This is a genomic window from Pseudoalteromonas piscicida (assembly GCF_000238315.3).
GTDB lineage: Bacteria > Pseudomonadota > Gammaproteobacteria > Enterobacterales > Alteromonadaceae > Pseudoalteromonas > Pseudoalteromonas piscicida.
In genome coordinates this window covers 226,032-247,621 of the sequence record NZ_CP011924.1, presented here as the reverse complement: position 1 = coordinate 247,621, position 21,590 = coordinate 226,032, and the positions used below count along the sequence as shown (strand labels likewise).

General features: G+C 45.4%; 25 protein-coding genes and 1 pseudogene. All 26 read right to left on the bottom strand.

What is annotated here, in order from left to right:
• Positions 1-80: 80 nt before the first annotated feature.
• Complete coding sequence (locus PPIS_RS01260) at positions 81-500, bottom strand: hypothetical protein (RefSeq protein ID WP_010378360.1); 420 nt, start codon at positions 498-500, stop codon at positions 81-83.
• 9 nt (positions 501-509) lie between these two features.
• Positions 510-1,211: a hypothetical protein gene (locus PPIS_RS01255; protein ID WP_249031237.1), complete on the bottom strand. Its 702-nt coding sequence runs from the start codon at positions 1,209-1,211 to the stop codon at positions 510-512.
• A 57-nt stretch (positions 1,212-1,268) separates the two neighbouring features.
• Positions 1,269-1,688 carry a hypothetical protein gene (locus PPIS_RS01250; protein WP_010378360.1) on the bottom strand — a complete coding sequence of 140 codons (420 nt, stop codon included), beginning with the start codon at positions 1,686-1,688 and terminating at the stop codon, positions 1,269-1,271.
• A gap of 9 nt (positions 1,689-1,697) precedes the next feature.
• Positions 1,698-3,179: a hypothetical protein gene (locus PPIS_RS01245; RefSeq protein ID WP_010378359.1), complete on the bottom strand. Its 1,482-nt coding sequence runs from the start codon at positions 3,177-3,179 to the stop codon at positions 1,698-1,700.
• Between the two features lie 20 nt (positions 3,180-3,199).
• Positions 3,200-3,421 carry a hypothetical protein gene (locus PPIS_RS01240; RefSeq protein WP_010378357.1) on the bottom strand — a complete coding sequence of 74 codons (222 nt, stop codon included), beginning with the start codon at positions 3,419-3,421 and terminating at the stop codon, positions 3,200-3,202.
• Positions 3,422-3,429: 8 nt separating this feature from the next.
• Entirely contained in the window at positions 3,430-4,626 is a 1,197-nt protein-coding gene (locus PPIS_RS01235; RefSeq protein ID WP_010378356.1) for a hypothetical protein, read from the bottom strand.
• Positions 4,623-6,613, bottom strand: a pseudogene (locus PPIS_RS01230) (DUF4815 domain-containing protein). The gene PPIS_RS01235 and the pseudogene PPIS_RS01230 overlap by 4 nt, the downstream one beginning before the upstream one ends.
• Positions 6,614-6,623: 10 nt before the next feature.
• The gene (locus tag PPIS_RS01225; RefSeq protein ID WP_010378355.1) at positions 6,624-7,106 is read right to left on the bottom strand and encodes a hypothetical protein; all 483 of its coding nucleotides are present in this window, start codon (positions 7,104-7,106) and stop codon (positions 6,624-6,626) included.
• 61 nt (positions 7,107-7,167) lie between these two features.
• A complete protein-coding gene (locus PPIS_RS01220; RefSeq protein WP_010378353.1) occupies positions 7,168-7,890 on the bottom strand; it encodes a DUF4376 domain-containing protein in 723 nt (240 codons plus the stop codon).
• A complete protein-coding gene (locus PPIS_RS01215) occupies positions 7,883-9,625 on the bottom strand; it encodes a hypothetical protein (RefSeq protein WP_145957323.1) in 1,743 nt (580 codons plus the stop codon). Before PPIS_RS01215 ends, PPIS_RS01220 begins: the two co-directional genes overlap by 8 nt.
• A 261-nt stretch (positions 9,626-9,886) precedes the next feature.
• Positions 9,887-10,834: a hypothetical protein gene (locus PPIS_RS01210; RefSeq protein WP_019647287.1), complete on the bottom strand. Its 948-nt coding sequence runs from the start codon at positions 10,832-10,834 to the stop codon at positions 9,887-9,889.
• A 3-nt stretch (positions 10,835-10,837) separates the two neighbouring features.
• Entirely contained in the window at positions 10,838-11,386 is a 549-nt protein-coding gene (locus tag PPIS_RS01205; RefSeq protein ID WP_010378351.1) for a phage tail protein, read from the bottom strand.
• A gap of 26 nt (positions 11,387-11,412) precedes the next feature.
• Complete coding sequence (locus PPIS_RS01200) at positions 11,413-12,339, bottom strand: phage tail protein (protein ID WP_010378350.1); 927 nt, start codon at positions 12,337-12,339, stop codon at positions 11,413-11,415.
• A gap of 1 nt (position 12,340) precedes the next feature.
• Entirely contained in the window at positions 12,341-13,183 is an 843-nt protein-coding gene (locus tag PPIS_RS01195) for a baseplate assembly protein (protein WP_010378349.1), read from the bottom strand.
• Positions 13,184-13,191: 8 nt separating this feature from the next.
• A complete protein-coding gene (locus PPIS_RS01190) occupies positions 13,192-13,560 on the bottom strand; it encodes a hypothetical protein (protein WP_010378348.1) in 369 nt (122 codons plus the stop codon).
• Positions 13,561-13,562: 2 nt separating this feature from the next.
• Complete coding sequence (locus PPIS_RS01185) at positions 13,563-14,321, bottom strand: hypothetical protein (protein ID WP_010378347.1); 759 nt, start codon at positions 14,319-14,321, stop codon at positions 13,563-13,565.
• Between the two features lies 1 nt (position 14,322).
• Positions 14,323-14,859, bottom strand: a complete 537-nt coding sequence (locus tag PPIS_RS01180) for a phage tail-collar fiber domain-containing protein (protein WP_010378346.1) — start codon at positions 14,857-14,859, stop codon at positions 14,323-14,325.
• 67 nt (positions 14,860-14,926) lie between these two features.
• Positions 14,927-15,673, bottom strand: a complete 747-nt coding sequence (locus PPIS_RS01175; protein WP_010378344.1) for a phage tail protein I — start codon at positions 15,671-15,673, stop codon at positions 14,927-14,929.
• Positions 15,654-16,610, bottom strand: coding sequence for a baseplate assembly protein (locus tag PPIS_RS01170; protein ID WP_010378343.1), 957 nt, complete (start codon positions 16,608-16,610; stop codon positions 15,654-15,656). The genes PPIS_RS01175 and PPIS_RS01170 overlap by 20 nt, the downstream gene beginning before the upstream one ends.
• 51 nt (positions 16,611-16,661) lie before the next feature.
• Positions 16,662-16,964: a hypothetical protein gene (locus PPIS_RS01165; protein WP_010378342.1), complete on the bottom strand. Its 303-nt coding sequence runs from the start codon at positions 16,962-16,964 to the stop codon at positions 16,662-16,664.
• Positions 16,965-16,966: 2 nt separating this feature from the next.
• A complete protein-coding gene (locus PPIS_RS01160; protein ID WP_010378340.1) occupies positions 16,967-17,848 on the bottom strand; it encodes a hypothetical protein in 882 nt (293 codons plus the stop codon).
• Between the two features lie 129 nt (positions 17,849-17,977).
• Positions 17,978-18,289: a hypothetical protein gene (locus tag PPIS_RS01155; RefSeq protein WP_010378339.1), complete on the bottom strand. Its 312-nt coding sequence runs from the start codon at positions 18,287-18,289 to the stop codon at positions 17,978-17,980.
• Between the two features lie 10 nt (positions 18,290-18,299).
• Entirely contained in the window at positions 18,300-19,076 is a 777-nt protein-coding gene (locus PPIS_RS01150; protein WP_010378338.1) for a hypothetical protein, read from the bottom strand.
• A gap of 9 nt (positions 19,077-19,085) precedes the next feature.
• Positions 19,086-19,631, bottom strand: coding sequence for a phage tail-collar fiber domain-containing protein (locus PPIS_RS01145; RefSeq protein ID WP_019647288.1), 546 nt, complete (start codon positions 19,629-19,631; stop codon positions 19,086-19,088).
• Between the two features lie 205 nt (positions 19,632-19,836).
• Positions 19,837-20,733 (bottom strand): phage tail protein I, encoded by an 897-nt coding sequence (locus tag PPIS_RS01140; RefSeq protein ID WP_010378334.1) that lies wholly within the window; start codon positions 20,731-20,733, stop codon positions 19,837-19,839.
• A gap of 8 nt (positions 20,734-20,741) precedes the next feature.
• Positions 20,742-21,584: a baseplate assembly protein gene (locus tag PPIS_RS01135; protein WP_010378332.1), complete on the bottom strand. Its 843-nt coding sequence runs from the start codon at positions 21,582-21,584 to the stop codon at positions 20,742-20,744.
• Positions 21,585-21,590: the final 6 nt, after the last annotated feature.

Sequence of the window (21,590 nt, the reverse complement as noted above, 5' to 3'; positions counted from 1 at the left end):
TGTTAACTTTCTCAAGCATAGGTCTATCTTACTGGTTTTTAGGGAGTAAAACAGGTCAATCCTGACCTGCTGTGAAATTATTAGAACGCAATCACAAACTGTAGTAATTCAGCTTGAGAGGTAAGGCTAAGCACCGCAGCTTCTAACTCACCGCTTTTTTCACGCACCACTTCTCTTTGCTGCAAAATGGCGAGTAGGTTTGCACGCTCTGTTGCTGCACCTTCTTCATTACCGTTCAACCTCTCACTCAACTCACGCTCTTTTGCGCGCTCTACTCGCCACTGCTCCGATTGCAATTTGCTATAAGCGAGTTGCTTTATGCGCGTAATGACTTGCTGTTTTAAATACTCAACTTCAGAGTTTTCTTCAGTCTCTAACTGAGCTTCAGCTATAAATTGTGCTACCGACTCTTTATTCCATTGCTCACCCGTTTTCGGGTGTACCAACCAAAAGTTACCCGCAATAGACATCCCTTTATTATTGTCGTAATAAATATTCATTTTTACTCCTTAAATCGCGCGACAGGTTCTGGCAAGGCCATACTGGTTATATAGGTAGTGTTCATTGATAACACCGATATGTGAGTATGGATTCATCGCTTGAATGGCTGTTGCTATTACGCCCCCGTCGTATCCTAAGCTATCGGCCTTAGAACGATAGCAATACGAACTCAGTAACTCGCCATCTAGTGTTTCCATAACCACATTCACTTCACCTTCACTATTCTCTGTGCCATTTGAATTTTGCGTTTTATACGGCTCACTGTTACTGGTAAAAATATAATTGATCGGCTGAAGCTTCTGCTCTTCGGTAAAGAGATAATGTGCGTTGAATTTGTCACCTGCCATTTTTACTTCACTACCAAGTAGACCAAAGTAACCGTAGTAATTATATGAATAGCTCGACATCGCCGCTTCGCTGTGGTTATAGCGATTTATCCCATGCGGCTGCGCTAAGGTATTTGCGATAAATACCATCGTTGTAAAGTCACCGCTATCCACATAATTCTGATATTCAGCTGCATTCGCAATGGCAATATTAGTAATGTGGTTGCCATCACGATATTTTTCCACAACCAAGTTAGTACCCGAGTCGATAACCACTAAGCAGTGCTTTTGGTTGTTATACAACACAGCCACCTCGTTATGGTTGTAGCTAGACCGTGTTGGAATACCAAATTTATCTCGGGCATTGAGATCTTGCTTTGGCAAAGTACGCGAGGTAAATCCCTGCCCTAAAACAAAGATACCACCATACTCGTGAAATTATTAGAACGCAATCACAAACTGTAGTAATTCAGCTTGAGAGGTAAGGCTAAGCACCGCAGCTTCTAACTCACCGCTTTTTTCACGCACCACTTCTCTTTGCTGCAAAATGGCGAGTAGGTTTGCACGCTCTGTTGCTGCACCTTCTTCATTACCGTTCAACCTCTCACTCAACTCACGCTCTTTTGCGCGCTCTACTCGCCACTGCTCCGATTGCAATTTGCTATAAGCGAGTTGCTTTATGCGCGTAATGACTTGCTGTTTTAAATACTCAACTTCAGAGTTTTCTTCAGTCTCTAACTGAGCTTCAGCTATAAATTGTGCTACCGACTCTTTATTCCATTGCTCACCCGTTTTCGGGTGTACCAACCAAAAGTTACCCGCAATAGACATCCCTTTATTATTGTCGTAATAAATATTCATTTTTACTCCTTAAATCGCGCGACAGGTTCTGGCAAGGCCATACTGGTTATATAGGTAGTGTTCATTGATAACACCGATATGTGAGTATGGATTCATCGCTTGAATGGCTGTTGCTATTACGCCCCCGTCGTATCCTAAGCTATCGGCCTTAGAACGATAGCAATACGAACTCAGTAACTCGCCATCTAGTGTTTCCATAACCACATTCACTTCACCTTCACTATTCTCTGTGCCATTTGAATTTTGCGTTTTATACGGCTCACTGTTACTGGTAAAAATATAATTGATCGGCTGAAGCTTCTGCTCTTCGGTAAAGAGATAATGTGCGTTGAATTTGTCACCTGCCATTTTTACTTCACTACCAAGTAGACCAAAGTAACCGTAGTAATTATATGAATAGCTCGACATCGCCGCTTCGCTGTGGTTATAGCGATTTATCCCATGCGGCTGCGCTAAGGTATTTGCGATAAATACCATCGTTGTAAAGTCACCGCTATCCACATAATTCTGATATTCAGCTGCATTCGCAATGGCAATATTAGTAATGTGGTTGCCATCACGATATTTTTCCACAACCAAGTTAGTACCCGAGTCGATAACCACTAAGCAGTGCTTTTGGTTGTTATACAACACAGCCACCTCGTTATGGTTGTAGCTAGACCGTGTTGGAATACCAAATTTATCTCGGGCATTGAGATCTTGCTTTGGCAAAGTACGCGAGGTAAATCCCTGCCCTAAAACAAAGATACCACCATACTCCGTCGTATTTGCTGATAGAGACTCTTGGGTGCTATATACGATTTCAAAACTAACATCATTAGGTTGTGCTTTTAACCCCAGCGGCACAATGGCACTTGCGCCATGTTGATACACCTTAGTCGCGGGGTTTTGCTCAAAGGCATTATTATGGACAAAGCTTGATTTTATTACGGTAGATGACGTGCCATCTTGGCTAATTTGTAAATGATCTAAACGACATGTGTCCGTTGCTGCATTCGCGGTAACACTTGGTCGAGTGAGATAGGAAGTACCATCACTATTATAGACAGCCAAAACCGATGTGGAGCGGCGAAAATTAGCATGACTATTCGCCGTATCAATGTTTTTTATCGCGAATAAGGTTTTTGGTGTTGCAGCAGTGTTGTTCGCAACCACTTCATTAATTTGTTGCGTCAATGGAGCTATTTGATCCAATAGCGCCAGTTTTGCAGCTCTGGTAACCAGCTCAGCGGTCGACGCGGTTAAATCAGCTTTAGCAGAATCAATATTGTTAATCGCTGAGGTTGCAACCTGTTGCAATAGCTGGGTTGAGTCATCCAAATGTTCCTGTGCAACGGCTACAACGGCTTGCTCAAGCTTAGCGTTATCTGTGAGCCGTGCAATTGCATTCGTGACTAAGGTTTGCTCCTCTGCACTCAACGGAGTGCTGCCGTTCATATCAGCGACCAGTTTGTCGACCATTACCTGAACGGCTTGTTGAATTGTTGCCATAATTTCCTCTTATAAATCCTTTAAATTGGTAGCAGGGTTTCACCCAAAACTTGATTGAGCCGAAGCCGTCTGAAGCGCTTGTCGATTTCTACTTGGGCTTGTTGATGTGCTAATTGCTGCTGGTGGATATCTGCATCAATTGCCTTAAGCGCATTGATCAATCGCTGTACGTCTTGTTCAAGTAGATTATCTGGGTGAGGGAGTGGATATTGCTGAAATGGAGTAAATTGATTGATGTCCACAATTTCTCCTACAAGGTAAATGTACGTAGATTTCGTACTCTAGGGCGCTGCGCCGGAGTCCCCTTCAGTACCAGTTTCACCCGTGTCGTCGCGGTATCAACACCGTTAAAGGTGTAGTTGAACTGCTGCCAACCATCGTTCAGCACTGAACTGCTATCTAGTGCAAGTGGTAGCCAAACATCCCCTTTTTGCATCAAAGCTTGTACTTCTGAGTGGCTTTGAATATTCGCTTCAAAGCTTACCGTTAAATCACCACCTAAACGGCAGCGCAGCTCACGAGAAATATAGTCTCCGGTTTGCGCGACTTGCCCATGAACACACTGGCTGCCCGCAAAAAGTACTGGCGTTAAGCTTTGTGTTCCCGTCAATACAGCAGCGACCTTAACCTTGCCAGTTATGGTTTCTCCAAGCGTACTTGGTTGCCACTCTTGAACGCTTAGCACTTTTTCTTTATTGCCAGTAGGGTACGTGAGTTCAAAGGTAACTTGAGTATCTGCACTTGGGCGCTGGACTACAGCTAAAAGCATTAAATCTGTTACTTGTTCAACCTCTACCTCGCCGAGTTCAATCCGTCTACTTTGCTCTGTGAATTTGGCGGCCTTTAACCTAAATGTCAGATCTTTATCCTGATGTGGCGTCCAGGTGCTAGCGTTGCTTGATGATAACAACACTCCTACTTGATACGGCTGCGAGGTAACCCAGTTGTGCGCCTGATCAAGCTTACCCAGCTCAGCAATAGCAACACTGTGCTCAGCCCCATCAGTTAACACAACCAGCGCATATTCCTGATCGGCATTTAAAAAGGTTGGCGTAAAGGTAAACAGTGTCGGTTGGTCATTTAGCCTTATCTCATCACAGTTTAATTTGCTACTTGCCAGCACGGTTTGTGTAGGAATACCTTGTACTACTTCACGAATTTGTACTTCTACCGCTTCCTGACCCTTGGCGGTAAACCATAATTCAACACCGGCAATAAATCGCGATTGCTCCAAAATAAAGGTTTGTGCGAGTGGGTCAAAACGCTGAGTAATAATACTATTTACGCGCCTCAATGTTTCCACTTCAATCACGCCACTGCCAGTATAACTAGCGCTTCCTGCCGAACCTTGCTTACCAATAAATCGCACCAGTTTAGTTCCGGCGGGAACATTATTTGGCACTTTAAATCGACCAGCTAATTCACCGCGTGTATTTGCTTGGATCATGCTTGCACCTCTGAAATAATTTCAATGCCATCGAATAACAGTGAGTCCAGTTGCTCACCTGGATCAAACCCAGAAATAGCAAAGTTGACCCACCGAGTGCGCAAGAACTCGGCTTGCTGACGGCGCACACCAACTCGCTCAGTACTCGTTTGAGTAATAACGCGACGAACACGCCCTCCACCGCTAGTTAACCTGCGAGTAATGGGGCTTGTCCACTGAGTCTGGGTTTGTGTCCAATGGTCAACACTTGGGGTTAACCTGACATCCGCAGGCAGTGGTTCAAATGCCATATAAGGATTAATTTTCATCTCACCGGTACGGCTCTCTTGTACTAAGATGTCTTCGAGTTCGTACGGTAATGTTTGGACTTGTGGTTGTGACAATTGAGTTATTTCTGCGGCCATTGGCAGCATAAGTTCGCCATCCACAATAGCAGCGCTTTGTTCAAGTCCAATATCGCGCATATCGTCATCTAAAAACGGGTCAACAAACACGCCGTATTTGCTAGCAGGTGACTGGGCATTGGTATCGTTACGTAGGCGTTCAATAGCCAACAATTGGTATAAATCTGAGATCTGCTGTTGCATCAACGCAAGATCTGTCATTTGTACCGCTTCAATCGCAATATTCTGGATATGCGGCTGCGCACTCCCCCAGTGTTGCTGCACTTGGGCAAGCCCAAGGTGTTGCTGCACTTGGGCAAGCCCAAGGTGTTGATGAGGCACTAAAGGTGCTTGCGGGTTGATTCTGTCGGGTGCACCTTTGATCCGCTCAACATGACCATTGGGGGTAAGCACGAGCAGGTCGATACGTGGCATAAACCAGTGATAATCGACGACCACAAGGCCATTTTCGAGCATTTCTTCAGCTTCGTTTAACTGTTGCTCGAGCCAAAACCCGGTTTCGTTCGCATCAACTTCAATAAGTCGGCGATAGGTATACACCACGTCATACGACGTGCCTGAAGCTGGCTTATTGCCACCTTCGCGCCAACTAATATGATTGCGGGTAAAAATAAAGTCGATACCTTGCTGATATTCAATGCCACCTTGCGAGATCTGCAAAATTTCAATGACAGAGTCATCATCAAAGGGATCGGTATTTTGGCCGGTTTGCGCGTGACCTCTAGTCAGAGAGGTACGCTTTTTCACCTCAGCAGTCACCTGATCAATGCGCTGCACCGGTGCAAAGTCTAAATCAATTCGCATAGCGCCTTGGGTATTGGCACTAAATCTGCTCGGCTCATTGATCACCTCACGCACATCGGGGTCGTTCGGCAGCGTAACAGGCAGTGCGGTGTTAAACGCTATTTCATAGCCATTGATATGCGCTTTTCGCTCTTGCACATTAAAGTGCTGGTGGCTTGCCGTACTCTCTCGATAGCTGACATTGAGCCCACTCACCACATAACTCCCACCGTTTGACTCTCGGTCGTAACGCGCAAGTGCGCTGGTAATTGAGTCTAGTTGCGGCGGCGGCTGCTTAACGATAAGCGTGCCATGATCGATTTGGTAAACGGGAAAAAAGTCGCTATTGGGATAGTCAAGGCTGTCGCTCAGTCCCCAACGGCCCGAGATTTTCAGTCGCGCGGCACCCGCTTCGTCAAAATTGTGTGCGCCAATAGCTGGATCTCTAAGTGTTGAGTCTTCAAGCTCTGTCACCACTTCCTTTGCTAACCACACCCCGACAATTTCGAGTTTATTTAGCGCAATCGCTAACTGTTTAGTGTCGACATCATGTACCGCGCCTTGTAAATATACTGAGGATGCGCCAATGGTTGCAACGGCATGAGCTTGGTCAATAACCACCTCGCCCCCTTAACCACATCCCCATCTTTCATCAATACATCAGCGATGCCTTTTACATGGTGCTGAGACTGCAGTTGCAGGTCGTTAAGTTCACGACTTTGCAACCCTTTACTCGCTCGAAACAATAGCTGACTGTAACACTTTGCAGGATCAAACTGCTGGTAATAATCTTTTATCATTGCTTTCTTCTTAAAAACTGATCACAAACTCAAACGTTTCGCGTACCCCTTGGTCACGAAATAGCGCCGTGCGATGCTCAAGCAAAATAAGCTCACCAGCCTCTGCAACCTCGTCTGGTAAGAGGTAATATTTTCCAGCTGGAATGCCCGTTTTTGGTGTCGTGCCAAGCATTAAACCTAGCTCTCGAATATGCTCACCTAAGCCATCTTCGAAGTCGTAGGAGAATTGGCAATATAGATGTTGGCTAGCGGTATCGCTTAAGCGGAACCTTCCGGTTGGCACCTGAATTTCGCCTTGTTCATCCGGCTCACAAAAGCGAATTTGCTTTGCCTTGCGATAACCAATGAGATTGGTGAGTTGTGTGGTATTGGTAGGGGTTGGCGGCAAAGTATTATCCCAACTTGATGCGCCGTTTCCCCATGCCAAATAAATAGCCTGCTGCTGCATTAGCCGTGCAAGCGCCTTTCGGCCTTGAAGTGTTAAAGTGGCCAAGGACTGCTCCTTAAAGAAATGAAACCGAGCTAAAGATTAAGCTCGGTGAGAAAGTAGAGGTTTAGTAAGATTCAATCCAGAGGTCGGATTGTTGCTCTGCGGCAAGTAAACAAGCTTGGGTAAGTTGTGCTTTGGTCACATTGGCCACAGCGTTATTGGCAAGCACCCAACGCTGCGTGTCACTGTCTGTCATCAGCAGTATGGCTCGAACCATACGTTGCTGACTTTGTTCATCACCATCAAACACCAGACCGTCCACTTCAACGGCGATTGACGCCACATTCGCTGCACGCTGACTTTTAAAGCGTTCACGTTTAGTGTCTGCTATTTGTTGTTCAGTATGTGAAATAGTAGCAGGATGGTGATAAGCCACTCGCGCTTCATCGTCGTACTCTATACGCGAGTCAACAGTTTCAGTGGTTAATGCTAAATCCACCTCCACATGCTCAACACGATAGCACGCTCTTCTCGCTTGCAAGTCCAGTATAGGCTCCGCTGGTAGCGGTGGCACAGGCATTGGTTCATCTGGGTTAGCGACATTGTGCGCTTGCACCTCTACTACCCGTGCTTGCACTTCAGCCGTTTCAGTCTGCCACGCGGCATGCGCCTCGCAATATGCCGCTTCTTCTTGCTCAATGGCAAGTTGTAGCGCTTCGTCAATCTGCTCTTGAGGATGACGCAGCATGATTTTTGTTTGCACGTCTGTATAGCTCAGCGTTAAGGCCTCTACTGCATCAGCCGTGAAGTTCTCAGCCTCAGTATTCATCGCACTCTCCTTATCCATTATGTGCAATTCCTATTGGGAATAGGGTGTGATGGCAGAACACTTTGACGGTATTGCCGTTGAGATCGGTTTTGGTGTTTTCGCCATTGATGATAGGGATGGTTTGATCATCGCCCCAAGAGCCTTTTGCGTTAACCGGTTTAAAGACGACATTGCCTGATACTAAACCGACAAGCTCACCTTCCTCATTGATGTAAGTCACGTCTTGCATTATCCCTGTAAGAGTTGTCAATGCTTGCAAAACCAAACCTTTGAACTCACCTACTGAGAATCTATACACTTTTCCTTTTGTATAACTTTGCGAAATACTTGAGTTCGCTGGTTGTACATCATAATTTTGATATTGCAACTCACTTCCATGAAATTGAAGGTAAAGCAGGCCGTTTTTTTCTATAATTGAGGTCAGAGCTTTAATTGCAGAGCCCTCTTTTTGGTATAGAAGTATCGGATCATGTTTTGGCTGAGCACCAATAACATCATTCACTTTGAAGCTTCCCCAACTCATAAGTCCGTGTCTATTTAATGGGGTAAAACCAACACCTAAATGCCCTTCACTTTGCTTAGTGCGCTTCCCGATAAGCGAGCTATTCAGGGAACCACCTCGGTCTAAGTGATAAAAGTTACTTTGGTATATATATGGTGATACATACGCTACAGGATGACTTGATTTTGCCTTCGTGACAGGTGCCTTTTCTGTAATGTGAACCAGACCAACAAAATCGGTTTTATTGGTGGACATGGATTTCCAGTTGCCGTCAACATTATTCAACTCCACACCATACGTTGACCATTGATTAGATGTTAATGTGGGTTCGCGGCCAATCATTGTGGTAGCTGTTTGTTCTGTAATATGGTTGATTGGTATGAGTTGATATTCTGAGCCACTACCTATCGTTCCATTCCAAAGTCCTTGCACGCCATCTGGGAACTGTTGGAGCAAGCTTTCAGGATGTCCAAACAGGTCTATTTGAGGTGTTTCATGGAACGATGCACTTAGTTCAAACGCATCAAGTATATACAAAATGTCATCAACTTCAGGAATTGGTGGCGAAAACTCTTTACCTCCGTTCTGATAGCTCAAAGGCAGGCTTTGAACTAATTTATCTAATGATACATATACGGCGTCTCCGTCTATATGTGCGATGTAATAAACTTCGTTTTTGGTGGCGTTATAGATACAAGCATATCGTTTATCTGTAATTACATCCTTAAGTTGCTCATACTCCGTAACCTTTAACCAACGACCGCCTCCTGATATGCCCACATTTCTAATAGTTGCTTGGTGTATTTTAGTAAAGAGCGGCTTTGATTCTCCACGCAAACGATTTGAAATAGCATGACGCAATGTGGATTCTAATACCTCCGCTTTATCCAGCTTATTGGCCGATAAGCGCAAATCGATTACTTGCCCAGCATAAATGACGTCATAATACGCATACCCATCTTGACGACCCGATCCATTTGTAGACTCAGCGAAACCACTCTCTGCTGAAACTCGGGAATAACTCATTGCTCCACCAATATCAAAACACTGTGATGTGCTAAGGATATCTTCAGCCGCTTTTCTAAACCATGGTTCATGACCTAATCCTGCTTTTAAAAACCTTCTACATCCAAATGGATTATATGTTGGGTGATATCCCCCTTGGTTTAAACGCTGCACGAGGGCTATTGTTATTGCAAAGCACTTCCCGTCATGACCAGAGTTAACATCTTTCGTCGTCCAACTCGACATGGCTCCAAAAACACCCACATCGTATGTATCCAATGGATATTTAGCAGCTGCTCGCACACTATCAGAGTATAGCGGGTAGCCCGTTCTCCAATCAGACGCAGTAGCAACCCTAGCACCTTGAGGTCGAATATGTTCACCCGATGAGTAATCGAGATAACCACCTCCTTCACTGGTTCTAACTGCATACCAATTGTCACCATGCCCCTCGACAACCCTAATTCGATATCTAACCTGAATATACGCTTTGGCTTTTGGGTCGTATTAAATATTATGCTCGGGCTCTCCAAGGAAAGTAGCCTTTTGCGACTCCGTTAGCGATGACCATTTAACGCCATGCCCCTTTGTACCAGTGTCCCATTCACCGAATGCAGAATACCCCTGAGCAACGAGATTATTGCGAAGGGCAATGCCCTTATAGTTATTTGCGCCATATTGCACATTCCCCAGTGGATACACGACGTCTTTATCAGCAATTTTCTCATGCCAAGATTCCAAAAGTACTAAGTCTTTACGAGAGGTGATCACCTTATTGGTCTCGGTTTCTGCTGCAAATGCGGTTTCGGTATTACTATGCTGGGTTACAGTGCCAGACTCTGAGTCATAAGTTTTAGTGCCATTAGGGGCTGGTGGGAAAAGGATATTGTTTCTAACATTATTGACTTGATTTACACACTCAATCCTTAGCAAAGCACCATCTACAATAACCTCTGGCATACCGACTCTAGAGTCTCCAAATGACAAAGTATTCATATTTCGACCCAACGCAATCATATTACTGAGCACTTCTAGCGTGTTCATCCCTTCATTGACCAGCCTTTCATTGTTAGAAATATAATGCCTACCCCACTCCACAAACCCACTTCCCGCATATTGCTGTTTACGCATATCGCGCAGCGCATCAAACTGGGCTTTGGTCATTACATGAGGATGCGGATTCACGCTTTGTGCATCTGCAATCAGCGATTTCAGTGTTGGCAGTGTATGGCTGTTGCCGTTTAAATCTTTGAGGTTGACGCTGCCAGACTGAGTTTGCCAATCATTCAGTGCTTGGTTGTTCTGATTAACCGTTTGATAGGTATGAGCAATATCTTGCTTAACCTGATCAATTTCCTGTAAGCCTTCGGTGATATTATTGGCAAGTTGAACACTTGCTTCGGTTTGCTCAGTTGCGGCCTGTTGCAACTGGGCAAGTTGTGATTCTATGGTCATGTATTATCCTATGTTTGCTTTTCTTAGGCGCATCGCCAGTTGCATGGTTTGGTTGGCTTGCTGGATCAGACTTTTACCTTGTCTAAGATGTGCATACACAGACGTAGCCAGCTCTTTTGCCATAAAAATATTGGTGTTAAGCACACCTGTTTCAAAACTGACTTGCTGTGAAGGCAGCGCCGCGAGGTTTAGCGAAATGACCTCTAACCAGGCTACGTCTTTGCTTTTATGATTCAGCACTTCACCCCCTGCGCTATATACCGCAACCAAAGTGCTGCCAGACCAAATTCCTAATTCTTTAACTGGGTAATCGGCTTCCCCTTCAAAGACTGCGCTAAAACGCACTTGTGTTGAAGTGAGTTGCTCCGCCTGTAATATCGGGACCTTTTGTTGCTCTTGTCGTAACTGCGTTTGCAAGTGAGACGCAATGTAACCTGCGCTTCCTGCGGACAAATGTGTCAACGTAAAAGCTTGTCCTTGCTCTAGCGCCTGCGTCAATTTGGCAAGCCCCGGTGTAGTCCATACAACAGACGCAAATTGTGATGATTGCATTGAGAGTTCCATTTATTTGGAGAGTATTATTCTGGGAGCACCACTTGGAAACGACTGCAATGAACATTAAGCCGTCCAGTGGTGGCGAGCGCAGCTGAGAGCGGCATCATTTGACGGTGCTGCCAATGTGCAGTCGTTGCATGAAGCGGATCACCGATAAAGGCGTCGGCTTTAGTCCAGCTTTGTTGCCACTCGCCCTGCCACGAGCGTGTTGACCACACGCGATGCTGCGAAAGCAGCCTAATTCGGGCTGAGCTCACAGGCAGTTGTGAAGGCTCTTTGTCGCTGAGCTTGTATTCACTCAAGCGTTTTGTGGTGAGGTAATGACTGCGCTGACTATGTGTTCTACTGAGGTGTGCAGAGGCATTCGTCACGTTATGACTCACACCTTGCTGGTGGCAGCGACCAAAGCTGACTTTGCATAGCGTGTTATCGCCATCATGAAATGGCACGCCAGAAACATCGGATAGAAGCGCTCCAAAACCACTTTGAGATAACTTCAGTTCACGCACATCATAACCATGATAAATACGTGAGAGCTTGGCTCTTACTGGGGCAGATAGTCCAAGCAGCTGGTGTATATCTTTAAGCGCCTTGTTCCCTGGAATTTTGCCAGATGCCAATTGATAGCGATAAAAGTGACGTCCGGGTTTATCAACCTCAAGCTCTGCCTCGTCAAAGTTGAGCCAATTGAGCGCAATGTCTACACTTTTTGGTGTACCACGAAGTCGCTGCCAAACCAGACCTTCTTTGAGGGTTTCGCGAAGGTCTTGGCTGTAGGGCAAAATAGCCTCTAAGCCATACTCCCAAACGAGCCACATCAACAAGTTGTCGTGCGGCTCGGCCTTGAACCCAGATAACCTTGAGATACCCGTATGAATATCGTCACTCACAGCAACACTTTGCTGCAATCGCCGTTGCAGCAAAGTGTGATTAGGAGGTAATAACGTCATCTTAGCCTCGCTTTAATGTCAGCGAGATTGACTTGGGCATAACGTACTGATGGGCTGCCACATCAATTAACTGTGTTGGAGCAAGCAGTTCGATATGCCTAATTCCCGTACTATGTAATTGTGCATGCAGCCAGCTTGGCGTTAAGTCCCAACCAAGTGTCGTGATATTGAGCCAGTTGTCTTGCAACGTTTGCTCCAGCTTATTGATAATAAGTTCAGAAGCATGAGTATTGAGATAAAGCTCAGCTTCAACATCTACCCAAACGGGCTGTGCAAGTTTGACCTCTAACGTGTCCGTTAGCATTTTCACTGAATCGTCAAATAGCCTCTCTTTCACTTGTGCTAAGACCTGCTCAGCATCAGTGTCAAACTTTGCAAGTACCGTTACCACCACCAGCCCATCCCCTGGGCTTTGCACCGACACATCCTTAATTAATCCCGGTGCAGCTTCAATGGCTTGATGACGATAATGCGCCGCACTACCTGCCGTACTAGACGCTATGGTACTGTTGCGAATACGCATTCGTAAGGTTTCGTCATGCTCATCGGGCAACCGAGCCACCCCATAAAAAGCGCCAAGATGCTCAAGATCAGCGCCTTGGCTGGTAGCTAACAAATTCGCCGCCGCGGCTTCATTGACGCGCTGTCGTAATAACAGCTCGCGATAGCTTTCGACTTGCAAACAAATCGCCAGCGGCGAGCTTTCAAGCGCTAGCGCTTTGGTATATTCAGGTGCGAGTTCAATAAAACGTTGTTTACGTGCTTGGAACAGGCTTTCGAAATCAAGTGGTTCAAGGATGTTTGGCGCAGGCAAAGTGGAAAGATCGATTGATTGATTTGCCATAGAGTGCCTTATTCTGGAGACGTTAAAATGCTTGCAACACCAGTAGCGCGAGATTCAATTTCTTGGTAAACATTTTCAGCGCCTTTACCTTGATAGGGAAACTGAATCTCATTATTCAGCACTTTTGTGGTTAATGTACCTAAGCCATCACGCCCCTGTGATGCCGCTGCACGCATCTCGGCAAGTGTTGTTGCTTTGCTTAAACCATCAAGCAGCTTAATAAACTCAACTAATACTAGGTGGCTTGTATCTGCAGTAGTCCCAATAATAGATTCTACATCCGCCACTTCTCGGCTTATTTGCCCGCGTTTGACTTGCTTGTCTAGGTACGCGATTAAAGCTAAATGATCTTGTTGTGAAGGAATTTGTTCTTGCATAATTACACCTCGATTCTTGGATAGTTAATAACACGGTCAACAGCAAAAGTGGCGTTACCACCAAATTCAACGATATTTTGTGGTGGCTCTGAAGTTGCAGCAGGGGCATAAGTACGGTTAATAAATCGCACAAATAACCTCGAGTATGGATGATGTTGAGAGAACCTTAATACAGGAATTGAGCCTGTCGATGCACCATTCCACCAGCCTCCAAAACTTCTAACGCTCACGCTATTTGCGTTCAGTTGCTCATTGATCTCTGCACTCGTCGCCGCTGAGTTCGCAAAAACAAATTGCATATAGGTTACACTCCAGTCGCGCTCATATTGCGGCGCTTCACTGTACCCGGGCGAATATGAGTGCCCATGAACTAAATGAATTTTGGTAAGTGCACCAACAGTTGGATAAATATGGTAACCAATGCTCGTCGTTGGCACTAATACCCACTCAGAGCGAGATTCATCTTCTGGATCAGCAACTACCCCAAGTGAAGCCTTTGAATGCGCAACTTGATCATAATAACTCACTTTGAGATCAGAGTGACTATCCGCAAAACTAAGGATCGCTTGATCTGTTTTTGACCCCGCCAAAGCAACCGCTTCATTAATATCTTGCTGCGCGTCACTCAGCGCATGATTAATCTCCCCCATTTTGCCGATCACGGTTTGGGTGAGGACATTATTTGAATCGATTAGTTTGCCGTTCTCGGCTTGCAGTGCGGCGATGCGCTGCTCTAATGTCATTGGCTGATAATCCGCCATATTACACTCCTAGCTGTAGTAGTCTGTTGTTGAATTGAATTTGTCGGTGATTCGCTTGAATTTGCGCACTCAGTTGTTGGGTTTGTGCCACCAGCATGTCGAGAAATTCACCGGCATAGAAAAGCGTTAAATCGCCTGTGGTATTAATCGTGATAGCGTCTACGGGTGCAGCACTTAACAGCAGATCAAACCCTTGTAATATTTGTGCAATGGGAGTTTGATAAAAAAGTACATTTTGCGGGTGCGACCAAACGGCAAACAAAGTGCCATCGGCAAGATAAAAACCCACTTCGCGCACCGCATACTCAGCATCGTCAATAAAATGTCCGGTAATATGAAATTGTCCGTCACCAACAACTTGCCCGCCGGCAATCGCCACGCGATTTTTTTCACCTCGCAGCCTAGTTTGGCTACGAGATGGCGTATAGCCAGAAGTGCCTACCGCAATCGCGCTAATATCAATGGTAAAACCATTGGCTTTGGCATTAACGGCCGCGTTTAATCCCGCCTGCGTAATAAGCGGCGTAAATTGTTCCATGAGTCATTCCTTTAGAGTCTGTTAATCTTCAAGTTTGTTTTTGCAGTAGCTTGAGCGTGTTTAGGTATTAATAGCAATAAAACGACTGTCGCTGGATTTGGATAGCAAAGGGCGCGGCGTGAACATAAAGACTGGAAGCACTTTTGAGATCAGAGCGCACTTCACCGGATATTTTGCCCACCCCTTGCAAAACAGAAGTTCCAGCAAGATACAACTGGCTTAAATTTGCAACATTATCTGTGTGTTGAGGCATCCACGTTCGCTGGAGACTCGCAGACTGACTGACTGTATTGAGCGATAAGCTTGTACTTTGCTGTACACCTACACGCAAACTAATTTGGCTGCGACATGGTTTTGTCATCACCACTGCTTGCCAAAGTTGTGCCTGCAACTTAGGAGTCAGTAACGTGCTGCCTGCTGGGTCTAGGTTCTGAGCGGCCAACGCAATGATCTGTGCAGAATGCGGCGTAAACGCGTGAGGATTTTCTTGTTGCCACCACTCTTTAAGCTCAACTTTTGCGGCTAGAGTGGATAGCGCGCTTTTTATCGCACTAACCGTCCCTTTTATTCGATGATCGGGCACGCTATTCGCTATAATCTTGCGCTTCACTTCAATTGGCCAAGCGCTATCCCAAAAGTCCACACTGAGTGCATCCGCAAGCCAAGGTAAAAAATGCTCGGGACATCGCCATGGATCCCAAAGGCTACCGAGTGGAATAGGAGTCGCGGAAACTTTACTTAGCGCCTTTGCCAGCGCATGCTCAAGCTTAGTGCTTGCGTGCGGTAATAGTGTATTAAATATCTCTTCCTGCAATGTTTATCTCCACTTGTGTACAAAACGCAGCCTGCCAAGGGGTATTGATAATGTCGGCGGTAGGTGAGAGCAGCTCAACACGTTGCACACCTGCTTGGTGTAGCGCACTATAAAGCCCAGACAACCGAATATCATGATTAAGTTTATGATGTGTTTTTAACCATTGCTGCACGCTTTGCTCTACCGTAGATTTCACTTTTTCTTCATCGGGGCCTGGATATAAATAAAGTGTGGCGCGGAGGGTAAATTCTTTTACCTCAGCTGAGAGCACTCGTGGCCTATCTGTCAGAGGCCTAATGTCTTCATGAAACAAATGCTCTGTAATTGCTGTGATTTCGTCTTGATTTGGTATGCCATTGCCTCTATCTGTCAGCACCGTTATGGCAACATCTCCCGGCGCGGCATCTAGAAGCCTAGCGGCATGGCTACAATGCAGCAATTTCGTATGCTCTGGTACTAAGTCTGATAATGGCGGCTCGACCTGAAGCAGCTCAAATTCGGGAGACTCAACAAAAACATCCTTAACTTGAGGTAAGGCTTTAAGCGTGTGAAAACAATAAGCACCAATTGGCCCTGCTGTACTAAACCCTTCTAGTGCCAATTGAATACGCGCTCGAAAGCGCTCATCACTCTCCCCAGCTTCTCGTATCACCGCAAAACGATTACCCAGATAATCGAGTTCACTGCTCGTGGCTTTTGCCAGCAACACCTGCTGTGCGCCTTCATTAATCTGTTGACGTAATAGCAGCTCTCGATAAGCAAAGACTTCCATCAGCTTGACGATGGGGTCGCTAGGTAGTAGCTCAGAAAGTTCCGGGCAGGCGTGCTCTACGGCTTGCTTTAGTTCGTTATAAAGCGATTTAAATTCAACGGGTTCAAGTAAATCGGATGCGGGTAATTGACTAAGACTGACCGCACTGAAGTTAGTTAAAGACATAATGGGGCCTGTTGTAACACGACTCCCTTCAGGAGCCGTGTAATTTGATGTTTAAAGGTTTGGCAGTGTTGACTTAATTTCGGCGCGCTTATTCATCCAAGCCTGCTTTGCTGCCACAGCTTTTTCTGAGGTTTCACCATATTCAGTAACCGCAGCCATATAGTCAAAGAATAAGAAATCGGTGTTGGCGCTGTAATGTTTGCGTCTTAACTCACTGATTTCTTTAGGGCTATATTCGATTTCACATAAAGCGAAATCAACTTCAGCTTCTTTTGCAAGATGTGCCGCGTGTGCATCATCAACAATACCACCAGCAATCGCTTTACCTGTTGTTTTTAATTTTAAAATCGCCATGTTTATGCTCCTTCGCTTAAAGTTGGACCTACGTGAGTGTATGGGTGGCCGACACTATCAGCCCAGATCATATTGTCACCATGATCGCCCGTACCAACATAAGGCAACGCAATGGCCACCTTCATACTGCCAAGCCCTCTAAAATACGGCTGATGACAGCCACCCCAGCCAGTTCTTCTATTCGACTTATATTGCCACCCTTTACCTGCATCTGAGCCAGAGACGAGAATATCTGCGGAGCGGTTTCTCGATGGATAAAATCGCAAATCACCAGTTTGTTCCAACACATTAATCCAGCAACTTGCTTGTGTTAAAAACTCCCCCTTACTCCAACCAATATATCTTTCACATCCCTGATTTAGTACAAATAGATTACCTTCAGCGGGGTTATCATCTCGTCCTTTATTCACAACAACATCCAGCAGAAGGACTCTATATTCGCTTCCATAATAGCTGTCACCATGGGAATCTTTCGCTCCCAAACCTCGCCTCAGAAACTCTTCATTTGGAGTGAGACCAAACTCAGTCAACTGAGCTAGTGATAACTTAGTGATTGTTCCTGTTCCCTCGGTACCACGATAAAAAAAACTGCTCCACGGTGCGGCATGCGCCGCAATCACATCAACAGCCGTGCCGTTAGGTACATCGGCACAAATATTATTGAAATGCTTAGTATCAGAAAGTGCATTAGGTGCTAAAGGCAAAGCTCGTTGGAAACTCATAATTTTTGCGTCCACAGCCTGCTCTTTAGCTTGCAAGCGGGCATCGACCTCTGCTCTTTTCGCATCTAATTTCGCCGTAATATCTTGAATTTTATTATCGACGGTTGCGGTGAGGTCGTTTGACGCCTCAATCAATTTGGCAATATCTTGTTCTAATGCCATATTTTTTCTCCATATGGTTAATACAATTTATAAAAGGAATACTGAGTGTTATCTCAGCGGTAAATCAGGCATAAAAAAGCCCACCGAATGGTGGGCTTAATAGCCTAAAGTCGTTGTAGCTTGGTGTTATTACGGTTTTGGATAGCGATTTTTAATGGTGCTTCGCGCTTGCAGCCACGCGGTTTTTGCCGCTTGTGCTGCTTCACTCGCTTCACCAAATTCGGCCATTGCCGCTAAGTAATCGAAGGCAAGACCATCTGACTCGCACTGGTAAGCAAAACTTCTAGCGTGCATACATTGCGCTGCAAGCTGAGCCTGCTTTGCCTCAGCTAAAATGCCCGGAATATCAGCACTCGCGACACCCAAATCTGCCAATGTTTTTTCATCTGCCGGCACATTGATAAGTTCATCATCACCGATTTTTAAGGTTTTAATTTCCATTGTGATTCCTTTAAGCTGTTGGTGGTGTATATGGATGGTTTGCGTAAGGGATTGAGCTTAGTGTTGGGGCTAAACGCTCGGCAAATGGAATTGGCTCTGCGTACCAACGAACAGAACTATTGGCAAAGCTAGCCTCTGTTAATTCTCTTCGCAAGTTATCATTCCCATCATGATAAGATACATCTCCTTTCCAATTTTTGATAAATCGGTATTTAAGTCCACCACCTCTTAGGTACATACCATTATAACGATAACACCAAGCACCAACTGAACCATCATCACGACCTACATACAGAGGTTTATCAGCATCTACCTTTTCCACCTTTGAATACGCGGCGAAGCTCACATGACTTACTGTTGGGTTATAACGCTCATGAAAACGCTTAATTTGCATAAAGTTAGCATTACCATCCCAAGCATAGGCATTACCTTCCAGCTCTAACAGAAGCCCTGCTTGGTGAGGTCGGTTCGGATCTAAAGGCTTGGTATCTGAGTTCCAAGCATAATCTCGAGCGATAGTCAGTTTACTTGTCCCACCGTAATTACCAGGAAAACGCCACCACACCGGATAAAAATAATCCTTTGAACCACCGATAAAAATATCCTGAACATAGCGTGTTTCAGGCATCGCTTCTTGAATAAATTTGTCGACATCTTGCTCTTTTTTTGCAATGCGCGTGTCAAAGGCAGCCATTTGGTTATCGAGCTGCTGCGCCTTGTTATCCACCACCGCCGTTAAGGCATCCGTAGACTGAATGAGATTAGCAATATCTTGTTCTAATGCCATGAGTTGCTCCTATAAAATTCCTTTGTCCATCAACTCAAACTTCTGTTTAAGATGACGAGTCATATTGTTAATTTGCGCAGCGCCTAGCTTGGCAAGTTCAGGGGCGATAAGAATATTTAGATTAACGCCGTTATCGACGATGGTAACGGCGTCAGCAGGTACGCCCGTTAGCACCAAATCAAAAGCAAGAAGTAAATCGACTTCCGCCGACTTATAAGCAATAGGCCTATCTGGTGAAGAATACACCGCAAATAGCACCTCTTGTGTTTGGCCATTTGCTTCGCTTTCGATATAAAAGCCCACTTCATTGACCCAAAAGTTGTGATCGGTATCATCAATCACACTCATATGGATTTGGGCATTCCCCTTATCTTCGCCACTTGCCACCATAATGCGGTGGACTTCTTGTTGTAGCTGGCGGCGGCCTTGATCTGGCGTATAATTGCCAGTACCAAGCCCTACCTTGCTGATCTTCGCTTGAAAGCCATTTTTTTGGGCGTTAAATACTGCTTCCAAACCCGCGGTGGTGATGGTCGGCCGTAAAATCGTGCTCACAGCACCTGTCTCCTTTTGTTGAGTGATATCAACCCGCATCAATACACAACTCGATTTATAAGCTGATTTATTAAGCACATTGATATGAAATGACAGCAATGGGTTTTATCCCAATAGGTACTACCGCTGGGTAAACGCTGATGACATCAATTGAAGTGTTTATTCGCTATTCCAATAGCGGTTGTAGGCTAAATTGCTGCGATGGTTATACGTGGCAGTAGAATCTAGCCACTTGAAAACGACGATTATTAAAGTGCAAAGTGCTCGCAAGTTCCGCCGTAAAGTCAAACTTGGCGGCAGGCAATCTTTGCTCATTGGTAAAATAAATTCGGCTAACCACATGACGACGGTTATTTAAGTGAAGCCCTACTCGCGCAGAGCTTTGTAAATACGCATTCACATGCTGGCTTTTCATATACCGGCCTGTCGCCGCGATTTGTTTATTGCTTGCCAATGCAAATGCCGCTGCTACGGTGGCTGCAGGTGCTTTTACGGCCTCGGTTTGCGCTGACTTTCTCGCAACTTGCAAGCCACTGGCAATAGAGGCTGTTTGCAGTTTTAGGCTCATTTTAGCACCGACTAAAAAGTCGAAATGGGCACGTTTTGGTTTAGTGCTATCAGTAACATCTTTAACGGCTTGGTAAAGCTCTGGGCTTAAGATCACAGCGTCACTGGTATACGGAATTTCATTCGCCCACGCGATAAACATAAAGGTATGTGGCTGCTTTGATTGATAAGGCGCCAGTGCTATATCATCAATTTCTTGAAACCATTCAAAAAACTCAACACTTACCCCCAGCGCTGCCAATGCTCGCTTTACTGAGCCAACCGTGCCTTTGTGCTTATGCACTTTGACCGAATTGGCGATAAATGCCCGTTTGGTATCTACCGGCCAGCTTTCATCCCACTCATCTACTGATAAAGACCATGCAAGCCAGGGTAATAAAGCTTCAGGGCAGGTCTCTGGGTGCCATTGTTTGCCCACATATTCTGGGATAGTTGGTGTTACCTCAAGCTTACTCGGTAAGTCTTCAACTTGCTCAGCAATGGTGCGAACCAGCTTTGATGTGCCAGGCGGCAGCAATTTATGATAACTTGTCATAGCTCATCTTACTCCGTTGGAAAGTGTAATTGCACATCGCGACAATAAGCTGCATTTTTAGCACTTGGTGAGAGGTCGTCATGCATCGAGCGAAGCTTCACTTTTCTGACTCCCCCTTGATGCAAGGCATCAATAAGTCCCGAGCTGGGTACTTCTTTCCCGAGCAAGTAATGCGATTGAATAAAGTTTTCAATTGCACGATGGATGGACACTTTAACCTGCTCCGTATTAATACCTGCATTAAAGTAAATATCGGCTTCAATCGTGAAGGCCGTTGGCTCTACCAAATGCACGCGTACAAGGTCTGTAAGCGGTCTAACATCTTCGTCATTGAGATAACGTAACACCTCTGTTCTCAGTGCTTCTTTATCTTCCAAAGTCACCACATCAGCAACTGGTAACACATGGACTTCAACAATGCCCGGCAATGTTGATTCAACAAATACATCTTTCACTTTTGCAGAAGCGGTAAACGCGTGGTACTGATAAGCACCAGACGTGCCTCCCATTGAATGACTTTCAAGAGAAAGTGGGATCCGCAAACGATAGCGTTCATCCGATTCCGCTTCTTCTCGCGCCACACCGAACAAAACACCCAAATGATCCAAGTCACTGCCCGTAGCATATGCCACCATCACAGATTGTGCGGCGTCATTCACACGCTGTCTCAGTAATACCTCGCGATAGGCAAAAAGCTCCATCAGCTTTATTGCTGGATCTGAGGGAAGAAATGGATAATCTGGAAACTGCTGTTGCAATTGCGCTTCTAATTCCTGATAAATAGCTTCATAGCTGACTGTCTCCAACACATCAGGTGCAGATAGGCGCGTCAAATCGATAGCATTATTCATGCTACT

What these genes read in the sequence shown, in the direction of transcription:
- PPIS_RS01260 (WP_010378360.1), bottom strand. Translation starts at nt 500, where the DNA reads ATGAATATTTATTACGACAATAATAAAGGGATGTCTATTGCGGGTAAC.
- PPIS_RS01250 (WP_010378360.1), bottom strand. Translation starts at nt 1,688, where the DNA reads ATGAATATTTATTACGACAATAATAAAGGGATGTCTATTGCGGGTAAC.
- PPIS_RS01245 (WP_010378359.1), bottom strand. Translation starts at nt 3,179, where the DNA reads ATGGCAACAATTCAACAAGCCGTTCAGGTAATGGTCGACAAACTGGTC.
- PPIS_RS01235 (WP_010378356.1), bottom strand. Translation starts at nt 4,626, where the DNA reads ATGATCCAAGCAAATACACGCGGTGAATTAGCTGGTCGATTTAAAGTG.
- PPIS_RS01220 (WP_010378353.1), bottom strand. Translation starts at nt 7,890, where the DNA reads ATGGATAAGGAGAGTGCGATGAATACTGAGGCTGAGAACTTCACGGCT.
- PPIS_RS01215 (WP_145957323.1), bottom strand. Translation starts at nt 9,625, where the DNA reads ATGTCGAGTTGGACGACGAAAGATGTTAACTCTGGTCATGACGGGAAG.
- PPIS_RS01210 (WP_019647287.1), bottom strand. Translation starts at nt 10,834, where the DNA reads ATGACCATAGAATCACAACTTGCCCAGTTGCAACAGGCCGCAACTGAG.
- PPIS_RS01205 (WP_010378351.1), bottom strand. Translation starts at nt 11,386, where the DNA reads ATGCAATCATCACAATTTGCGTCTGTTGTATGGACTACACCGGGGCTT.
- PPIS_RS01200 (WP_010378350.1), bottom strand. Translation starts at nt 12,339, where the DNA reads ATGACGTTATTACCTCCTAATCACACTTTGCTGCAACGGCGATTGCAG.
- PPIS_RS01195 (WP_010378349.1), bottom strand. Translation starts at nt 13,183, where the DNA reads ATGGCAAATCAATCAATCGATCTTTCCACTTTGCCTGCGCCAAACATC.
- PPIS_RS01190 (WP_010378348.1), bottom strand. Translation starts at nt 13,560, where the DNA reads ATGCAAGAACAAATTCCTTCACAACAAGATCATTTAGCTTTAATCGCG.
- PPIS_RS01185 (WP_010378347.1), bottom strand. Translation starts at nt 14,321, where the DNA reads ATGGCGGATTATCAGCCAATGACATTAGAGCAGCGCATCGCCGCACTG.
- PPIS_RS01180 (WP_010378346.1), bottom strand. Translation starts at nt 14,859, where the DNA reads ATGGAACAATTTACGCCGCTTATTACGCAGGCGGGATTAAACGCGGCC.
- PPIS_RS01170 (WP_010378343.1), bottom strand. Translation starts at nt 16,610, where the DNA reads ATGTCTTTAACTAACTTCAGTGCGGTCAGTCTTAGTCAATTACCCGCA.
- PPIS_RS01165 (WP_010378342.1), bottom strand. Translation starts at nt 16,964, where the DNA reads ATGGCGATTTTAAAATTAAAAACAACAGGTAAAGCGATTGCTGGTGGT.
- PPIS_RS01160 (WP_010378340.1), bottom strand. Translation starts at nt 17,848, where the DNA reads ATGGCATTAGAACAAGATATTGCCAAATTGATTGAGGCGTCAAACGAC.
- PPIS_RS01155 (WP_010378339.1), bottom strand. Translation starts at nt 18,289, where the DNA reads ATGGAAATTAAAACCTTAAAAATCGGTGATGATGAACTTATCAATGTG.
- PPIS_RS01150 (WP_010378338.1), bottom strand. Translation starts at nt 19,076, where the DNA reads ATGGCATTAGAACAAGATATTGCTAATCTCATTCAGTCTACGGATGCC.
- PPIS_RS01140 (WP_010378334.1), bottom strand. Translation starts at nt 20,733, where the DNA reads ATGACAAGTTATCATAAATTGCTGCCGCCTGGCACATCAAAGCTGGTT.
- PPIS_RS01135 (WP_010378332.1), bottom strand. Translation starts at nt 21,584, where the DNA reads ATGAATAATGCTATCGATTTGACGCGCCTATCTGCACCTGATGTGTTG.